Genomic DNA, 15,153 nt, shown 5'->3' with positions numbered 1-15,153 from the left:
CGCGCGCGCATCGAGGCCATCGCCGCGCAGGCCGGCACGCCGGTCACGCGCATCGGCCGGATCACCGCCGAACCCGGCTTGCGCTGGCTCGACGCGCAAGGCGCCGTGCAGACGCTGCCCGGGCGCAGCTTCGACCATTTCGCCTGAGCGATCGACCGGATAATCGCGGCATGACGCCACCACCCGCCGTCCCCGCCGCCCCGGTGCTGCATCCGGACCTGCGCTTCCTCCTGGCCCACCCGGCCCATTTCATCGCCCTGGGGGCCGGCTCCGGCCTGCCCCGCCTGGCGCCCGGCACTGTGGGCACGCTCTGGGCCTGGGCCGCGTTCGTGCTCCTGTTCCCCTGGCTCGACGAGATGGCCTGGGCCTGGGTGATCGGGCTGGGCACGCTGATCGGCTGGTGGGCCTGCACGGTGACCGCCCGCCACCTGGGTGTGGCCGACTCGGGCCACATCGTGTGGGACGAGGTCGTCGCGTTCTGGCTCGTGCTGTGGCTGGTCTCGCCTACCGGCCTGCTCGGACAGGCCATCGCGTTCGGGCTGTTCCGCCTGTTCGACGCGATCAAGGTCGGGCCGATGGCCTGGGCCGACCGCACGTTCAAGGGCTTCGGTCCGCGCGGGGGCTTCGGCATCCTGCTGGACGACTTCGCCGCCGCCTTCTGCACCCTGCTCGTCATCGCCGGCTGGCGCTTCTTTGCCCATGGATAAGCACCTGGACACCCTGGTGGAACGGCTGGCCGACGCGCTGCGCGCACGCGGCGCGCTGATGGCCACGGCCGAGAGCTGCACGGGCGGGCTCATCGCCGGTACCTGCACCGCGCTCAGCGGCTCCAGCGACTGGTTCGACCGCGCCTTCGTGACCTACTCCAACCGCGCCAAGACGGAGATGCTGGGCGTGCCGGCGCCACTCATCGAGCGGCATGGCGCCGTCAGCCAGGAGGTGGCCGCCGCGATGGCCGCCGGCGCCCGTGAACGCGCCGGGGTGAGCTACGCCGTCGCCGTGACCGGCATTGCCGGGCCGACCGGCGGCAGCGCCGCCAAGCCCGTGGGCACCGTCTGGTTCGGCTGGGCCACGCCCGCCGGCACCGTCACCGAGTGTCGCCGCTTCGACGGCGACCGCAGCGCCGTGCGCCAGCAGACCGTGGCCCACGCCCTGCAAGGGCTGCTGGAGCGGCTCTGAGCGACTGGCGCATCAAGCGCCGTGACACTTCTTGTACTTCTTGCCGCTGCCGCAGGGGCAGGGATCGTTGCGCCCCGGTTCGGCTTCCTTGCGGATCGGGTCCGTGCGCGGGCCCAGGCTGCGCCAGACGCGGTGCAAGTCGTAGACCGCCCACACGGCTTCACCGAAGGCGTTGGCGCGCGCCTCGCTGACGCTGGGCGGGCCGTCTTCGTCGTGCATGTTCCAGGCCGGCGGATCGGTGTCGTCCTCGGCCAGGTCCACGATGCAGTCGAGCGCGTCCTCGATCCAGCCCGCGGCTTCCTTGTCGCGCGGCGGCGCCCATTCCTCGGGCCAGTCCTCCACCACCGACAGGAAACCCATGGCCCAGACCTGGCCGAAGGCCGGCAGCGGCTCATCCCCGATCGCCGCGCGCTCGGCTTCGGGCAGGCCGGCGATGGCGCCACGCACGTCCATCACCTCGGGCTGGTAGGTGCGGTCGTCGTCGAGGGTGTCCACCTCGGCGCGCAAGGCGGCCGCCACTTCGTTCCAGCGGCGCATCCACAGGGACATGAAGCGCGCGGCCTGGGCATCGTCGGCAAAATGGTTCGGGGCACCTTCGCCCACGCCGATAAGCACCGGCAGGTATTCCTCGGGCGCGATCTCGCGCCGGGTGCAGATCAGCGCCGCCATGGCGCCTTCCAGGAACTCCCACTGCGGCACGTCCTCGTCGCGCTCGCGCAGTTCATCGAGGATGGCCTCGAGCGCATCGTAGTCGGCCGCTTCGAGCGGCAGGGCAGCAGGGGTATCGGGGGCAGGTGTGCTCATGCGGCCAGTGTAGCCGCGCCAGTCCATTGCCGCTGCACGCGCACACCCAGCCGGGCCAGCCGTCCGGTCATGCGCAGCACGGCCTTGTCCTTGCTCACCAGACACGCACCCAGCACGACGGCCAGGTCGATGAACTTCTGGTCATCCGGGTCCTTGCAGACATAGACGGCACGCGGCGCGGGCTCGGCGGGACGGGCGTGGCGGTCGAACCGGACCAACACCTCGTCGGCGGCGAAGCCACGCTGTGCCAGGCGCCGTGCGATGTGCGGATAGTCCAGCACGCGTCGCAGCTCCTCGCGCATGGCGGCCGTAGCGTGCCAGGGCCCCTGCCCGCTTTCGAGCCACTCGCGCAGCGCCACCACCGCCGGGTCCTCGTACACGTACATGTCGAGGATGACGTTGGTGTCGATGACCAGCGGCGTGCTCTCCACCATATTCAGCGCCCTTCGTTCCCGCCGGCCGCTGCGGGCGCGCGACGCGGCGTCAGGTCGAAGCGGAACAGGCGGCATTCGATGGGGCCGTTCCACATTGGCACGCGGCGCGACTCCTTGAAGCGCATCTTGCCGGGCAGCTTCAGGTCCGGCGTGAGCAGCCAGGCCGTCCAGCCCGCGTAATGGTTCTTCCAGTGCGTGGCGAGCCGGGCGAAGAAATCGCTGCCCTCGGCATCGGCACTGCCATCGCTCATCTGCGCGCTTTCGCGGCCCATGCGTTCCACGGGCGCCGGCGCGGCCGCGCCCACGGTGAAGGTGCGCGGCGCGCGTGCGCCCGCGCGCTCGGAGGCCCGCTCGCGCGCATTGCGGCCGGCCACACCGGCCGCCGCAATGCGCTCGCCATAAGGCGGATTCAGCAGCAGCACGCCGGGCCGCTCGCTGGGCGGCATGCGCTGCAGCGCGTCACCGCCGCGCAGCTCCAGCGCGTGGGCCACGCCCGCACGCTCGGCGTTGCGCTGCGCGAAGTCAACCATGCGGAAGGCCACGTCGGAGCCGAACACGATGGGCCGGTGCCCGGCGGGCCATTCGCGCCGCTGCTGCTCCGCCTCCTGGCGCAGTGCCTGCCAGACGTGCGGCTGGAACGGCAGGAGCTTTTCGAATGCGAAGCGCCGCTGCAGGCCGGGCGCCACGCGCAGCGCGATCTGTGCCGCCTCGATGGCCACGGTACCGCTGCCGCAGCACGGGTCGTACAGCGGCGCAATCTCGTCCAGCGCCATGTCGGCGGCCGCATCCCAGCCGGTGGCGGCGATCATGGCCGCCGCCAGCGTCTCCTTCAGCGGCGCGTCACCCTTGTCCTCGCGCCAGCCGCGCTTGAACAGCGGCTCGCCCGAGGTGTCGATGGACAGGCTCAGCGTGTCGGCGGTCAGGTGCGCGTACAGGCGCACATCGGGCCAGTTCGTGTTCACGCTCGGGCGCTCGCCGCGCCGCTCGCGGAAGCGGTCGCAGACCGCGTCCTTGATCTTGAGCGCCGCGAAGTTCAGGCTCTTGAGCGGGCTGTGCTGCGCCGTCACCTCGACCTTGATGGTCTGCGCGGGTGTGAACCAGATCTCCCAGGCCACCTCCTTGGCCGCGTCGTACAGGTCGGCCTCGCTGCGGTAGGGGCCGCGCCACAGCTGCACCAGCACCCGCTGGGCCAGTCGGCTGTGCAGGTTGAGCTTGAGCGCATCGCGCCAGGACGCCCGCACCGCGACGCCCGCGCGCGCGGGCGCCACCGCGTCCACGCCGGTGATGCGCCGCACTTCGGCCGCAAGGTAGGACTCAACGCCTGCCGCGCAGGGCAGGAACAGGGAAAGATCGTTCATGCAGGGATTGTCGTTCAGGAGCGGCGCTCAGGCCTTGAGCTGGAGCCGGCGCGCCAGCTTGTGCAGGTTGCTCGCGTCCAGGCCCAGGGCGCGGGCGGCCTGCGCCCAGTTGCCACCGTGCACGTCCAGCGCGGCGCGGATCGCCTGGCGCTCGAACGCCGCCACCTGATCCCGCAGGGTACCCGCCGGCGCCGCCGCCGCTGCCACCACCGGCAGGGGCGAGGAGGAAGGGGTGACCGGCACCGGCGCCGTTTCCTCCAGATCGAGCAGTTCGGGGCCAAGCGTCACGATGTCGGCGCGCGAGGCGCCGCGGCTCACGGCCTTGAGCGCCGCGCGGCTGATGACGTGCTCGAGCTCGCGCACGTTGCCGGGCCAGTGGTAGCGCCGCAGTGCCTCTTCCGCCTCGGCGCTCAGGCGCAGGCTGCGCAGCCCCAGGCGGGCGCGGTTGAGTTCGAGAAAGCGCCCGGCCAGCAGCAGCACGTCGTGGCCACGCTCGCGCAACGGCGGAATCGGCAGCGGATAGACCGACAGGCGGTGGTACAGATCGGCCCGAAAGCTGCCGTCGCGCACGTGTTCGCGCAGGCTGCGGTTGGTGGCGGCGATCACGCGCACGTCCACACGACGCGGGCGGTCGGCCCCCAGGCGCTGGATCTCGCCGTTCTGCAGCGTGCGCAACAGCTTGGCCTGCACGGCCAGCGACAGTTCCCCCACCTCGTCGAGAAACAGCGTGCCCCCCTCGGCCGCCTCGAAGCGGCCCGGGCGGTCGCCGACGGCGCCCGAGAAGGCACCACGCACATGACCGAACAGCTCGCTCTCGGCCAGCGACTCGGGCAGCGCCGCACAGTTGACGTGCACCAGCGGTTTGGCCCGGCGCCGCGAAAGCGCGTGCAGGCGGTGCGCGAACAGTTCCTTGCCGACGCCGGTCTCGCCCAGCAGCAGCACCGGCAGATCGGTGTCGGCGACCACCTGCAGCTCGTGCAGCAGGCGGGCAATGCCCTCGCTCTGCCCCAGGACCTCGGCATCCTCGGCCATGGACGCGCCGCCACCGCCGTGGTGCAGCCGCAGCGTGCGCAGCTCGCCCTCCAGGCGCGCCAGCCGCACGGTGGCCTCCACCAGCGGCAGCAGCGTCTGCAGGCGCTGCTGCGCGCGGGCGTCGAAGGTGCCCACCGCCAGGGCGTCCAGGGTCAGCACGCCCCAGGGCTGCCCGTCCACCCACAGGCTGATGCCCATGCAGTCGTGCACCGGCAGCGACGCGCCTTCGAGTTCGTCCAGCAGACCGTCGTACGGGTCGGGCAGCGCGCTGTCGTGGTGAAAGCAGGTGATGTCGCGCCGTGCCAGGATGGTGGCCAGCCGGGGGTGCTGCGCCATGGAAAAGCGCCGGCCGAGCGCGTCGCGAACCAGACCGGCCGTGGCCAATGGCTTGAGGTATTCCCCCTCCAGTTGCAGCAGGGCCACGGCGCCGCAGCCGAAATGCACGCGCAAGGTGTCCACCAGGCGCTGCAGCCGGATGGCTGTTGGCAGATCCACCGCCAGATCGGCGACCAGCAGATCGAGCACGAGGCGACCATCGCCACCGAACGAGGTGTTTTTGACCATGTTGGGTATTTTACACCCTCATCAAAACGGGTATTTTTGACCTTACTGGTTTTCAGGTCATTGATTTTCCTAGGGTTTTCCCCTGGCACGCCCTTCGCATAAGGCTGTGCATTCAACCACCGCAGGAGAAAACTCATGATCACCCGAAGGCCCGCACGCCGCCTCATGCCGATCGCCGCGGCACTGTGCATGCTGGCACTGCCCGCACTCGCCCAACACGAACCCGGTGCCGCCCACATGACCGCCGCCGCAACCAGCGCCCCGGCCACCGCCCGGCACATCAAGCTGCACACCAACATTGTCGACGGCAGGATGGTCTATGTGGACGACAAGGGCCAGGTCAACCCCACCATCGACGCCAGGGTCGGCGACACGATCGAGGTCGAGCTCGACAGCGGCGAAGGCGCCGAACACGACTTCGTCATCAGCGACCTGAACGTGGCCTCGCCCAAGTTCAGCGCCGGCACGGGCAAGGTCCGTGTGCGCTTCACGGTCACGCAGCCGGGCGAATTCACCTATTTCTGCTCGGTGCCGGGCCACCGCCAGATCGGCATGGAAGGCCTGCTGCGTGTGACGGGCCAAGCCCCGGCCCAGAACAGCGACGCGGCCCCGGCCGCCAGCCCGTCCACCCAGGCCGCGCTGGCGCTGTACACCCCCGCCGCCGTGCCGCAGCGTGGCGCGGACCCGGCGGCCGTCAGCATCGCTGCCGACCCGACGAAAGTGCCGGCCGCCATCGGCGCGCGGGCGCCCCAGGTCCAGAAGCTGCGCATGGAAACGGTGGAGTTGCCCGGCAAGCTCGACGACGGCACCACCTTCACCTACTGGACCTTCGACCGCCAGGTGCCGGGGCCGATGCTGCGCGCCCGCGTGGGCGACACCATCGAGCTGACGCTGGCCAATGCCCGCGAGAGCAAGGCCATCCACTCGATCGACCTGCACGCGGTCACCGGCGGGCACGGCGGCGGCGAGCACACCCAGGTCGCGCCCGGCCAGGAAAAGACCATCACCTTCAAGGCACTGAACCCCGGCCTGTACGTCTACCACTGCGCCACGCCGCTGGTGCCGCAACACATCGCCGCCGGCATGTACGGAATGATCCTCATCGAGCCCGAGGAAGGCCTGGCCAAGGTGGACCGCGAGTACTACGTGATGCAGGGCGACATGTACACGCACCGCCCCTTCGGCGCCAAGGGCCACCAGGAACCCGATCTGGACAAGATGGCCAACGAGCTGCCCGACTACTACGTCTTCAACGGCGCCGTCGGCGCCCTGAGCAAGACGCACAAGCTGCAGGCCCAGGTGGGCGAGACGGTGCGCATCTACTTCGGCGTCGGCGGCCCGAACAAGGTCTCGTCGTTCCACGTGATCGGCGAGATCTTCGACAAGGTCTACAGCGAGGCCGCGCTCAACGCCTACAAGACCGGCGTGCAGACCACCCTCGTGGCACCGGGCGGCGCCACGATCGTCGAATTCAAGGTCGAGCACCCCGGCAGCTACCTGCTGGTCGATCACGCCCTCTCGCGCACCGGCAAGGGCGCGGTGGGTGTGCTCGAAGTCGCCGGCGAGGGCGTGCCCGGCGTCTACAAGCCCGGCCGCCTCTGACCCAAGTCCACCCACCCAAGGAGAACGACACCATGAACATCCTGGACCAATCGCTGGGCCAGCTGGCCCGGCGCATCCCCGGCGCCACGCGCGTCTTCGACGCCCACCATTTCGACTTCTGCTGCGCCGGCAACCGCACACTGCGCACCGCCGCCACCGAGGCCGGCATCGACCCCGAACCGCTGGTGGAGGCGCTGCACGCGCTTGCGCAGCGCGCCGCCGAGCAGCCCGTCTCGTGGGAAGGGGCCTCCGACACCGAGCTGGTGGACCACATCCTCGAGCGCTATCACGCGGTACACCGCGAGCAGTTGCCCGAACTGATCCGCCTGGCGCGCCGGGTGGAGCAGGTGCACGGCGAGCGCGAGGACTGCCCGCATGGCCTGGCGAACCACCTGGAGGCCATGGCGCAGGAACTGGAAAGCCACATGCGCAAGGAGGAGCAGATCCTGTTTCCCCTCATCGCGCGCGGCCACGGCCGCATGGCCGGCATGCCCATCGGGGTGATGCGCGCCGAGCACAACGAGCACGGGACCGAGCTGCGCCGCCTGGAAGGGTTGACGAATGACATCACACCACCGCCGGCCGCCTGCACCACCTGGCGCGCGCTCTACACGGGCCTGCGCACCTTCCGCGAGGACCTCATGACCCATATCCATCTGGAAAACAACGTGCTGTTCGAGCGCTTCGCGCCGGCCGCCACGCACTGACACAGGAGCCGCACCATGGGTGTCTACAAGAAATACTGGTTCACGCTGATCGGCGTGTGCATCGTCATGTTCTCGCTGCTGGGCTATTTCGGCGCCGAGGTCTACCGCTCGGCGCCGCCCATGCCCGACAAGGTGGTCACCACCGGGGGCAAGGCCCTGTTCACGGGTGAGCAGATCATCGACGGCCAGACCGCCTGGCAGTCGGTGGGTGGCATGCAGCTGGGCTCCATCTGGGGCCACGGTGCCTACCAGGCGCCGGACTGGACGGCCGACTGGCTGCACCGCGAGCTGACCGCCTGGCTCGACCTGGCCGCGCAGGAACGCCACGGCAAGCCCTACGCCGAGCTGGACGCCGGCGCCCAGGGCGCGCTGCGCGCCGAGCTCAAGGCCGAGTACCGCGCCAGCGGCGTGGACGACAGCAACACGCTGGTGGTGAGCGAGCGCCGCGCGCAGGCCATCGCGCGGACGGCAACCTACTACGACCAGCTCTTCTCGGACGCACCCGCGCTGCGCCAGAGCCGCCAGAGCTTCGCCATGAAGGAGAACACGCTGCCCAGCGCCGAGCGGCGCGAGGCCATGACGCAATTCTTCTTCTGGACCGCCTGGGCCGCCGCGACCGAGCGCCCGGGCTCGGACGTGACCTACACCAACAACTGGCCGCACGAACCGCTGATCGACAACCAGCCCAGCGGCGAGAACATCGTCTGGTCGATCGCCAGCGTGGTCATTCTGCTGGCCGGCATCGGCTTCCTCGTGTGGGGCTGGGCCTTCCTGCGTGACCACGACGAGCCCCTGCCCGCCGCGCCCGCGCGCGATCCGCTGTCGCTCGTCGGTCTCACGCCCTCGCAGCGCAGCCTGGGCAAGTACCTGTTCCTGGTGGTGGCCCTGTTCGTGTTCCAGGTCTTCCTGGGCGGCTTCACCGCGCACTACACGGTGGAAGGCCAGCACTTCTACGGCATCGACGTGTCGCAGTGGTTCCCGTATGCGCTCACGCGGACCTGGCACATCCAGGCCGCGCTGTTCTGGATCGCCACCGGCTTCCTGGCCGTGGGCCTGTTCCTCGGGCCCATCATCAACGGTGGCAAGGACCCGAAATTCCAGAAGCTCGGCGTGGACGTGCTGTTCTGGGCACTGGTGGCCGTGTGCGTGGGCTCGTTCGCGGGCAACTACCTGGCCATCGCGCAAAAGCTCCCGCCCGAGTGGAACTTCTGGCTCGGCCATCAGGGCTACGAGTACGTGGACCTGGGGCGCCTGTGGCAGATCCTCAAGTGGGTCGGCATCCTGCTGTGGCTGGTGCTGATGCTGCGCGCCGTGCTGCCCGCGCTGCTCAGGCGCAACGGTGAGGACAAGAACCTGCTGGCCCTGCTGACCGCCTCGGTCGGCGCCATCGGCCTGTTCTACGGCGCGGGCCTGTTCTACGGCGAGCGCACCAGCCTGTCGGTGATGGAGTACTGGCGCTGGTGGGTGGTGCACCTGTGGGTGGAGGGCTTCTTCGAAGTCTTCGCCACCACCGCGCTGGCCTTCGTGTTCAGCAGCATGGGCCTGGTCTCGCGCCCGATGGCCACCGCGGCCAGCCTGGCGTCGGCCTCGCTGTTCATGCTCGGCGGCATCCCCGGCACCTTCCACCACCTGTACTTCGCCGGTACCACCACGCCCGTCATGGCCGTGGGCGCCGCGTTCAGCGCGCTGGAAGTGGTGCCGCTGATCGTGCTGGGCCACGAAGCCTGGGAGAACTGGCGCCTCAAGACCCGCGCCCCCTGGATGGACAACCTGAAGTGGCCCCTGCTGTGCTTCGTGGCCGTGGCCTTCTGGAACATGCTGGGCGCCGGCGTCTTCGGCTTCATGATCAACCCGCCCATCTCGCTGTACTACGTACAGGGCCTGAACACCACGCCCGTGCACGCCCACGCCGCGCTGTTCGGGGTGTACGGCTTCCTGGCGCTGGGTTTCACGCTCCTGGTGCTGCGCTATGTGCGCCCGCAGTTCGCCTTCAGCGAAGGCCTGATGAAGACCGCCTTCTGGGGCCTCAACGGTGGCCTGGTGCTGATGATCGCCACCAGCCTGCTGCCCGTGGGCATCATCCAGTTCATGGCCAGCGCCAGCGAAGGCCTGTGGTACGCCCGCAGCGAGGCCTTCATGCAGCAGCCCCTGCTGCAGACCCTGCGCTGGGTGCGCACCTTCGGTGACGTCGTGTTCATCATCGGCGCCGTGGCCCTGGCCTGGCAGGTGGTGATCGGTCTGGCCGGTGGCCGCGTCGCCGGCCAGACGGCAACCCGGCAGGCACTCGGCCAGGCGCGCGGCTGACCTCACAGGATCCCGCCCGTGACCGGGCCCGCCGCCTTGCCCCGAGGGCAGCGCGGCGGGCCCGGTCATTCGTCGTGAGTCAATGGCCGTTGTCGAGGGCGGCGGCCATCACCGCCGCCTGCACCCGGGAGCTCAGGTGAAGCTTGCGCAGGATGTGCTGGACATGGATCTTGACCGTGGTTTCGGCGATCCCCAGGGTCCGCGCAATCTCCTTGTTGCTGGCGCCCGCGGTGATTTCGCGCAGGATCTCGCGTTCGCGCGGCGACAACTGCGCCAGGGGGTCTTCAGCGGTCAGGGGCAGTGCCGCCGGCGTGGCGGTCGTGGCGTGCAGTGTCTGGAATGCGCTGACCAGCTTGTCGGTCATCTCGGCGCTGATGGTGGAGCGATCCTGCCGTGCACGGTCAATGGCCTGCACCAGCATGTCGCTGTCCACCGTCTTGAGCAGGTAGCCGTGGGCACCATGGCTCAGCGCACGCGAGAGCGTTTGGGCATCCTCGCTCACGGTCAGCATCAGCACGCGGGCCGCGGGCGCGGCCTGCCGCAAGCCCGCGAGCGCGTCCACGCCACTGACACCCGGCAGGTGATGGTCCAGCAGGATCACGTCGGGCTGGAGTTCGGCGGCGCGACGCATGGCCTCGCCCGCATCCGCCGCCTCGCCCACCACCTGCAGATGGGGCTGGCTGGCCAGCAGGGCGGTCAGACCGCGCCGGAACAGGGTGTGGTCGTCCACGACCAGCAGGCGGATGGGAGCGTTCATGTGTTGGGGAGCAGGGACGGCAGGGTGAGCGTCACGCAGGTGCCGGCGTCGGCAGCCGAGGCGATGTCCAAGCGCGCGCCGATGCTGGCCGCGCGTTCGCGCATGATGCGCAGGCCCACGTGGGTCTCGTCCTGCGCGCTGGCGGCCTCACGCAGGCCGCAGCCATCGTCGCGGACCGACACCACCCACTGGGGCGACTGCTGCACATCGACCCAGACCTGGTTGGCGCGCGCGTGCTTGCGCACGTTGGACAGGGCCTCCTGCACCACGTGCAGCACCTGGATCTGCACGTCGGGCGGCAGGGGCAGGCCCTCGCCCTCGATGTCCAGGTGCGCCGCCAGGCCGGTCTGGTGCTCGAACTTGGTCAGCGTGGTCTGCAGGGCCGGTGCAATGTCCTCGCCACTGGTGCGCGTGCGAAAGTGCACCAGCAGCTCGCGCACGTCCGAGAGGCTTTCGCGGATACCGGTATCCAGCTCATCGAGCGTGGCGCGCAGCGGCCCTTCGGGCACCGGGCCCAGCCGCTCGCGCAACAGGCCCGCCTGGATCTTCAGGAAGGACAGGCCCTGGGCGATGGAGTCGTGCAACTCCCGCGCCAGCAGACTGCGCTCCTCGGCCACCGCCGACTCCCGCTGCAAGGCCTCGACGCGCAGGCCCTCGATGCCCCCCGCCAGATGGCTGGCCAGCGTATCGACCAGGGAGCGGTCGTGGCCGTTGAAATCGGGAAAGGCACGGAAGAACAGGTCGATCTCGCCGACGACACGCTCGTGCAGGCGCATCGGCACATTGATCACGCCGGAGAAACCGGCACGCAGGCATTGCCCGCCGGCCATCACCGGCCGCGCCGGTGGCCCGCCGGCCAACGTCACCAGCGGCACCGCCCGTATCTGCGCCTGCGACTGGGGCTGCCCGCAGTGGCAGGAGCCCGTGGGGATGCAGTGTTCGGCCGCCACCAGGTCATCCGGCAACCCTTCGGACGCGAGCATGACATAGCGAAGGTTGTGCTCGTCCGACCAGCGGATGGCCACGCCATCGGCCCGCGCGGCGCGACGGATCTGGGCGGCGAAGCCACGTGCCAGCGCTTCCAGGGTGCCCGCGGTCGATGCGAAGGCCGCCGCCTCATACAGAATCGCCAGCCGGGCGCGCTCGGTTTCCAGGTGGCGCGTCTTGCTCGCCACCCGCTGCTCCAGGCTGGCATACAGGTGTTGCAGATGCCGTGCCATGCGGTTGAAGCCCACGGCCACGGCGGCGAATTCGTCATTGCCCCGCTCATCGAGATGCGCCTTGAGGTCACCGGCCTCGATCCGTGCCAGCCCCGCCTGCAGGCGCGACAGCGGCCCGAGGATCCACAACTGGGCGGCATACAGCAGCGCCACGGCGGTCACGACCACCAGCGCCATCATCACGAACTGCGCCATGTTCAGCCATGTGGTCCACCGCTCCAGCTGCTTTTCGATCGAGTCAACCAGCCGGTCGATGTCCGCGACGAACGCGTCGGCCTGCACCGCCCAGGTGTCCGGCCCGGTGTCGCCATCCCAAGTGCGCCCGGGTTCCGCCGCCTGCGCCCACTGATCGCGCAGGGCTGCCCAGTTCGCCTCGACCGCCTGCAGGGCCTGCCGCGAAGACCCGTCGCGCGGCACGGCCAGCGGCCGTGCGGGGTCGCCCTGGCGCAACAGGCCGAGGCTTCGGTCGAACTGGGCCAGCAACGCGGGCAGTTGCGGCACCGGCTCCCCGGACAGCATCTGGGCCATGCGCCAGGTCTGCATCCGCATGCGCCCGGCCTCATTGACCGCCGCAGCGCCGCCCTGCATCTGCCAGGTGATCCAGAGTGTCAGGCCGATGGCCAGCAGCGACAGCAACAGCACCAGGCACCCGATGATGCCGATCTTGGTCGCCAGCGGCCGGCTAGGGCCGGGCGTGGTGTGATGAGACAGCGATGCACGCATCGGCAAAGACCATGTTGTGGCGCAGCACCCTTGCGGAACCACCCCAGGGCCTGCTCACACTATTTTTCCCAGAAGAAAAACCCGCACATGCGTCTTGCATTGTCGCCGCAAACCACCGGCGGTGGGGCGGCCGCCGGTCGCGGTCGGCCCTATTGCACGAGCGGGGACGGTGCGCCATCGAGGTCGACGCCGGACACCCGCGCCTGGCCGGCCAGCAGTCGCAGATACTGCGACAGTGCCGTGGCGAAGCTTTGCTGGTGCAGGGCCTGCGAGACCGCATGGCGCACCTGCTCGAACGGCGGCACGCGGCCGCTTTCGCGCGCCAGCACCTCGACCACATGCAAACCGAAGCGGCTGTGCACCAGGCGCGGCAATACGCCGATCTCGGTCTGACCGAACAGCTCGCGCGCGAACTCGGGCGCGCAGTCCTCGCGCGTCAGCCAGCCCAGCTCACCCCCCTGCGCGCCACTGGGGCAGTTGCTGCTGACGGCAGCCACCTGCGCGAAGCGGTCGCCGGCGGCGCGTTCCTCGGGCGTGGCATTGCGCACGTCGAGCAGACAGGCCTCGGCCCGCTGGCGCAGGGCGTTGACATCCACGCCCGGGGTCACGGCGAACAGCACGTGACGCGCGCGCACCCGCTCGCCGTGTGCATAGCGTGCGGCATGGGCGACATAGTGCCGGCGGCAGGCGTCCTCGTCGGGTTCGGGCAGCGGCAGCGCGGCATCGAGCAGGCGCTCGATGGCCTGGCCGGCGGCTTCGCTGATCACACCGCCCTCGGGCACCGGGTCGTCCCGGTCGAGCAGCCCCTGCCCGATGGCCGCCTGGCGCAGCAACTCGGTGCAGGCACGCTGGCGCAACGCCGCGGTGTCGAGCAACTCGGCGGGGCCGCACAGGGCAACGCCGTTGACCTGCGGCGCGCACCAGTCGGCGGGCACTTCCACCGGTGCCTCGATGCGCGGCACATCGTGCCCCGCATCCCCCTGGCAGGAGCAGCCGCCCCCGCACCCCTGGTGTGCGCCCTGCGCGCTCATGCCTGACCTCCCGGGTGCTTGGCCGGCGCGTGCGCGGCCGGCAGGTTCAGGCGGCGCGAGCGCACCAGCTGATAAGGCCGGAACAGGTAGGCCACCGACGCGAAGCCGCTCCAGACATGGACCAGCCGGCTGAACGGGAACAGCAGGAAGATCGTCATGCCCAGCACCATGTGGACCTTGAACGGCCAGTCCAGCGCCACCAGGGCACTGGCATCGGGCCGGAAGGTGACGATGCGCTGCGCCCAGTCGGCCAGGATCAGCATGGCACTGGCATCGGCACGGTGGCTGTACGAGAACGGCAGTGTCACCAGGCCCAGCACCAGTTGCACCCACAGGATGATCAGGATCGCCAGGTCCGTGCGGTGGCTGGTCAGCCGGATCCGGGGATCGAACACGCGCCGGTGCAGCAGCATCGTCAGACCGACGAAGCAGACGACGCCGGCGACGCCACCCGAGACGATGGCCAGCATCTGCTTCTGGGGTGCGGTGATCAGCCACTCGTACATGAAATGCGGCGTCAGCAGACCCACGGTGTGGCCGAGCAGCAGGAACAGGATGCCGACGTGAAAGAGGTTGCTGCCCCAGCGCAACTGGCGCGCACGCAGCATTTGCGACGAATCGCTCTTCCACGTGTACTGGTCGCGGTCGAAGCGCGCCAGGCTGCCCATCAGGAACACCGCGAGACAGATGTAGGGGTAGACGTTGAACAGAAAATTGTGGACGACCAGTGGCATGGCAGGCTCCTCGGTTCAGCGGACGTGGCCACCGGTGGCAGGCGGCGGGCGGCGGATCAGGTGGACGGGTTGCGGCATGCCGGGCGAAGCCTGGCCTTGCGTCGAGCAGCCATCGAAGGCAGCGGGCTCTTCCCAGCTGGCATCCAGCGATTCTTCCGCCGCCGGCGGGGCGTCGTCCCGCAGCGGCTGGCCGGCCACCTCGAGCACCGCGGCCATCACGGCCGTGTAGTCGCTTTCACGGCGCTGCAGCGCGGCCCCGATCGAGCGCAGGATGTGGGCGAACTCGCCGATGAAGGCGCGTGCCTCGCGTGCCGGCTGGGTCGAGGCGTATTCCAGCAGCACCGTCAGGTGGTCGGGCAGCTCGGTGGGGTCGAGCAGCAGGCCGGCCTGCTCATAGGTCCGTACCAGGTCGACCATGGCCGGGCCGCGGTCGCGCGAATCGCCATGCACGTGCTCGAACAGGTGCAGCGCGGTGCCGCGCCCGCGGTCGAACAGGTCCACATAGGTGGCCTCGGCGTCCAGCCCTTCGGCCAGCAACCGGTCCATCAGCGCGTCGAGCTCGGCCCGGCGCACGCGGCCGAGCGCGCCCTCGGCATCCAGCACGGCAGGGATGTCGGCCAGATGGGCGCGCATGGCGGCGTCGGGATAGCGCAGCAGGTGGGCCAGCGCGCGCAGGGTGAAGGTGATGGGCTCTGTCATGTCCA

At 69.9% G+C, this 15,153-nt stretch carries 14 protein-coding genes and 1 pseudogene; 6 read left to right on the top strand and 9 right to left on the bottom strand.

Annotated features, from left to right (window positions below; translation table 11 throughout):
* The 3 genes and pseudogenes from PHQ87_RS02455 to PHQ87_RS02445 form a co-directional block, all read left to right on the top strand.
* Positions 1 to 147 (top strand): annotated as a pseudogene (locus PHQ87_RS02455) (thiamine-phosphate kinase); the annotation flags it as partial.
* A 23-nt stretch (positions 148 to 170) separates the two neighbouring features.
* Positions 171 to 707 carry a phosphatidylglycerophosphatase A gene (locus PHQ87_RS02450; RefSeq protein ID WP_300230837.1) on the top strand — a complete coding sequence of 179 codons (537 nt, stop codon included), beginning with the start codon at positions 171 to 173 and terminating at the stop codon, positions 705 to 707.
* Positions 700 to 1,179 (top strand): CinA family protein, encoded by a 480-nt coding sequence (locus tag PHQ87_RS02445; RefSeq protein WP_300230835.1) that lies wholly within the window; start codon positions 700 to 702, stop codon positions 1,177 to 1,179. The genes PHQ87_RS02450 and PHQ87_RS02445 overlap by 8 nt, the downstream gene beginning before the upstream one ends.
* A gap of 12 nt (positions 1,180 to 1,191) precedes the next feature.
* On the opposite strand, the gene PHQ87_RS02440 is transcribed toward PHQ87_RS02445, so the two are convergent.
* From PHQ87_RS02440 to norR, 4 genes are read right to left on the bottom strand one after another with little or no spacing between them, the layout of a single operon-like run.
* Entirely contained in the window at positions 1,192 to 1,983 is a 792-nt protein-coding gene (locus PHQ87_RS02440; RefSeq protein ID WP_300230832.1) for a UPF0149 family protein, read from the bottom strand.
* Complete coding sequence (locus PHQ87_RS02435; RefSeq protein ID WP_300230829.1) at positions 1,980 to 2,417, bottom strand: putative toxin-antitoxin system toxin component, PIN family; 438 nt, start codon at positions 2,415 to 2,417, stop codon at positions 1,980 to 1,982. Before PHQ87_RS02435 ends, PHQ87_RS02440 begins: the two co-directional genes overlap by 4 nt.
* Before the next feature lie 2 nt (positions 2,418 to 2,419).
* Entirely contained in the window at positions 2,420 to 3,775 is a 1,356-nt protein-coding gene (locus PHQ87_RS02430; protein WP_300230827.1) for a THUMP domain-containing protein, read from the bottom strand.
* 27 nt (positions 3,776 to 3,802) lie between these two features.
* The gene (gene norR / locus PHQ87_RS02425) at positions 3,803 to 5,371 is read right to left on the bottom strand and encodes a nitric oxide reductase transcriptional regulator NorR (protein WP_300230825.1); all 1,569 of its coding nucleotides are present in this window, start codon (positions 5,369 to 5,371) and stop codon (positions 3,803 to 3,805) included.
* Positions 5,372 to 5,506: 135 nt separating this feature from the next.
* On the opposite strand from norR, the gene nirK reads away from it, so the two are divergent.
* From nirK to PHQ87_RS02410, 3 genes are read left to right on the top strand one after another with little or no spacing between them, the layout of a single operon-like run.
* Positions 5,507 to 6,973, top strand: a complete 1,467-nt coding sequence (nirK, locus tag PHQ87_RS02420) for a copper-containing nitrite reductase (RefSeq protein WP_300230823.1) — start codon at positions 5,507 to 5,509, stop codon at positions 6,971 to 6,973.
* 32 nt (positions 6,974 to 7,005) lie between these two features.
* Complete coding sequence (gene ytfE, locus PHQ87_RS02415) at positions 7,006 to 7,680, top strand: iron-sulfur cluster repair protein YtfE (protein ID WP_300230821.1); 675 nt, start codon at positions 7,006 to 7,008, stop codon at positions 7,678 to 7,680.
* Positions 7,681 to 7,695: 15 nt separating this feature from the next.
* Positions 7,696 to 9,984 carry a nitric-oxide reductase large subunit gene (locus PHQ87_RS02410; RefSeq protein ID WP_300230819.1) on the top strand — a complete coding sequence of 763 codons (2,289 nt, stop codon included), beginning with the start codon at positions 7,696 to 7,698 and terminating at the stop codon, positions 9,982 to 9,984.
* A 79-nt stretch (positions 9,985 to 10,063) separates the two neighbouring features.
* Here the strand turns inward: PHQ87_RS02410 and PHQ87_RS02405 are convergent, their stop codons facing one another.
* The 5 genes from PHQ87_RS02405 to narJ all read right to left on the bottom strand — a co-directional run bounded on the left by PHQ87_RS02405 (position 10,064) and on the right by narJ (position 15,148).
* Positions 10,064 to 10,741 (bottom strand): response regulator transcription factor, encoded by a 678-nt coding sequence (locus PHQ87_RS02405; protein ID WP_300230817.1) that lies wholly within the window; start codon positions 10,739 to 10,741, stop codon positions 10,064 to 10,066.
* Positions 10,738 to 12,684 carry a type IV pili methyl-accepting chemotaxis transducer N-terminal domain-containing protein gene (locus tag PHQ87_RS02400; protein WP_300230815.1) on the bottom strand — a complete coding sequence of 649 codons (1,947 nt, stop codon included), beginning with the start codon at positions 12,682 to 12,684 and terminating at the stop codon, positions 10,738 to 10,740. The genes PHQ87_RS02405 and PHQ87_RS02400 overlap by 4 nt, the downstream gene beginning before the upstream one ends.
* A gap of 149 nt (positions 12,685 to 12,833) precedes the next feature.
* The gene (locus PHQ87_RS02395) at positions 12,834 to 13,715 is read right to left on the bottom strand and encodes a peptidylprolyl isomerase (RefSeq protein ID WP_300230812.1); all 882 of its coding nucleotides are present in this window, start codon (positions 13,713 to 13,715) and stop codon (positions 12,834 to 12,836) included.
* Positions 13,712 to 14,449, bottom strand: a complete 738-nt coding sequence (gene narI / locus PHQ87_RS02390; protein ID WP_300230809.1) for a respiratory nitrate reductase subunit gamma — start codon at positions 14,447 to 14,449, stop codon at positions 13,712 to 13,714. Before narI ends, PHQ87_RS02395 begins: the two co-directional genes overlap by 4 nt.
* Positions 14,450 to 14,464: 15 nt before the next feature.
* Positions 14,465 to 15,148 (bottom strand): nitrate reductase molybdenum cofactor assembly chaperone, encoded by a 684-nt coding sequence (gene narJ / locus PHQ87_RS02385; RefSeq protein WP_300230807.1) that lies wholly within the window; start codon positions 15,146 to 15,148, stop codon positions 14,465 to 14,467.
* Between the last annotated feature and the right edge of the window lie 5 nt (positions 15,149 to 15,153).

It is taken from the genome of Hydrogenophaga sp. (assembly GCF_028698005.1).
Lineage (GTDB): Bacteria > Pseudomonadota > Gammaproteobacteria > Burkholderiales > Burkholderiaceae_C > Hydrogenophaga.
Note: the sequence above shows the minus strand (reverse complement) of the source record. Positions and strands in the feature narration are given on the sequence as shown.